The organism is Microlunatus aurantiacus (genome assembly GCF_039536605.1).
Lineage (GTDB): Bacteria > Actinomycetota > Actinomycetes > Propionibacteriales > Propionibacteriaceae > Microlunatus > Microlunatus aurantiacus.
This window is the reverse complement of sequence record NZ_BAAAYX010000040.1, coordinates 1-2,271: the sequence shown is the minus strand read 5'-3', so window position 1 is coordinate 2,271 and position 2,271 is coordinate 1. Positions and strand designations below refer to the sequence as shown.

2 protein-coding genes are annotated in these 2,271 nt (G+C 69.7%); both read left to right on the top strand.

What is annotated here, in order from left to right:
• Positions 1–76: 76 nt before the first annotated feature.
• On the top strand, positions 77–1,435 hold the full coding sequence (locus tag ABD714_RS22930) for a Mu transposase domain-containing protein (RefSeq protein WP_344814786.1): 1,359 nt from the start codon (positions 77–79) through the stop codon (positions 1,433–1,435).
• Positions 1,432–2,271, top strand: a complete 840-nt coding sequence (gene istB, locus ABD714_RS22925) for an IS21-like element helper ATPase IstB (protein WP_344814785.1) — start codon at positions 1,432–1,434, stop codon at positions 2,269–2,271. The genes ABD714_RS22930 and istB overlap by 4 nt, the downstream gene beginning before the upstream one ends.

The window sequence follows — 2,271 nt, the reverse complement described above, 5'->3', positions numbered from 1 at the left end:
GCTAACGAGGGCGGGTCTCCTTCGAGGCTGGTGGTCTCTGACCACTCACCAGCTGTTCGAAGGAGACCCGGTTCTCATGATCACACGGGAGGAAGACGTGGATTTCCACGCGCTTGCCCGGCAGGGGTGGACGATCACCGCGATCGCCCGCCATGTCGGCAGGGACCGTAAGACGGTCCGGGACTACCTGAACGGGAAACGCGAACCGGGGGTGCGCAAACAGGCCACTGATCCGTTTGCGCCGTTCGTGGCCTATGTGACCGCGAGGCTGGTCGAGGACCCGCATCTGTGGGCGATCACGTTGTTCGACGAGCTGCAGGCCCTCGGTTTCGGGTCGTCGTATCAGACGCTGACCCGGCAGATCCGGAACCGCCAGCTGCGCCCGGTCTGTGCTGATTGCGGCCGGGCGACGGAGCGGGCGAACGCGATCATCCCGCATCCGGCGGGTGAGGAGACGCAGTGGGACTGGGTCGACCTGCCCGACCCACCCGATGCGTGGGGGTGGGGGTCGATGGCGCATCTGCTGGTCGGCTCCCTGGCCCATTCCGGTCGGTGGCGCGGCTACCTGTCCGCGTCGATGGATCAGCCGCATCTGGTCGAGGGCCTGGACCGGATCTGTCGGGGTCTGGGCGGGGTGACGCAGCGGTGGCGGTTCGACCGGATGGCCACCGTCTGCCATCCCGGCTCCGGCCGGGTGACCGCCACCTTCGCCGGGGTCGCGAAGCATTACGGCGTGATGGTCAAGATCTGCCCACCGAGGGCCGGGCACCGCAAAGGGGTGGTGGAGAAGGTCAACCACACCGCGGCGCAACGGTGGTGGCGCACCCTCGCCGACGACCTGACCGTCGAGCAGGCCCAAGCCGACTGTGACCGGTTCGCCACCCTGCGGGGCGACACCCGGCTGCGCCGCAGCCACTCCGGTGAGCCGAAGGCGACCGTCGCCACGGTCGCGGCCCGGGAGCCGCTGCGACCGGTCCCGCCGATCCCGTATCCACTGCGGCTCACCGAGACCCGGGTGGTGTCGCGGCAAGCGTTGGTCTCCTACCGCGGCAACCAGTACTCGGTGCCACCCGAGCTCGCCCACACGACCATGACCCTGACTCAGACCGTTGGTGCTTGGCTGGTCGATATCGCCACCCCCGCAGGGATCGTGGTCGCCCGGCACCGGCTGGAACCCGACGGTGCCGGTGTTCAGGTCCGGCACCACACCCATGTCACCGCCCTCAACACGATGGCCATCACCGCCGCGGCGGCGGCCCGGGGACCGCACCGCCGCAAGGAACGGATCCCGCCCGGTCAGACCGCCCTCGCCGCGGCCGCGACGCTGCGCGGCGACCAACCCACCAGCAGCAGCAGCAGCAGCAGCAGCAGCGGGACTGTCGTCGATCTCGCCAGCTACGAACGCGCCGCCCACGGAAGGAACACCCTCACATGAGCACCACCCGATCGAGCGACGAGGATCTGCCGTTGACCGCGGCGGCTGCGTCCCGCTATCAGCAGCTGCGCGGTCACCTCGCCACCCTCCGGTTGCACACCGCCGCCGAGCAGCTGTCGACCGTCCTCGACCAAGCCAGCGCCGAAGGCCTGTCGCTGACCGCCGCACTGGAGCGGCTGCTCGGCTTGGAAGTCGACGCGACCGAGGCCCGCCGCCTCGCCGGCCGGCTCCGGTTCGCCTGCCTGCCCACCCCCGCCAGCCTGGACGACTTCGACTACGACGCCGCCACCGGACTGGACCGGCAGCTGGTCGCTGAGCTCGGCACCTGCCGCTACCTGGAATCCGCCACCAACGTACTCATGATCGGACCACCCGGGGTCGGGAAAACACATCTGGCGGTCGGTTTGGCCCGAGCATCCGCGCATGCCGGCTACCGCACCTACTTCACCACCGCCGCCGACCTGACCGCCCGCTGCCACCGGGCCGCGATCGAAGGCCGCTGGGCCACCACCATGCGGTTCTACGCCGGACCCACCCTGCTCGTCATCGACGAGCTCGGCTACCTCCCGTTGCCGGCCGAGGCCGCCTCGGCGTTGTTCCAGGTCGTGTCCCAGCGCTACCTGAAAACCTCGATCGTGATCACCACGAACCGGCCCGTCGGATCCTGGGGCGACATCCTCGGCGACACCACCGTCGCTGCCGCCATGCTCGACCGGCTCCTCCACCGCAGCGTCGTCATCAACCTCGACGGCGACTCCTACCGCCTCCGCGACCACCACGCCCGCAACCAGGAACTCCGCCGGATCACCACCGGCACCCGCCAACCACTACGCTGA

Excerpts from the sequence above, each read along its gene's own strand:
- ABD714_RS22930 (WP_344814786.1), top strand. The coding sequence starts at position 77 with ATGATCACACGGGAGGAAGACGTGGATTTCCACGCGCTTGCCCGGCAG.
- istB (WP_344814785.1), top strand. The coding sequence starts at position 1,432 with ATGAGCACCACCCGATCGAGCGACGAGGATCTGCCGTTGACCGCGGCG.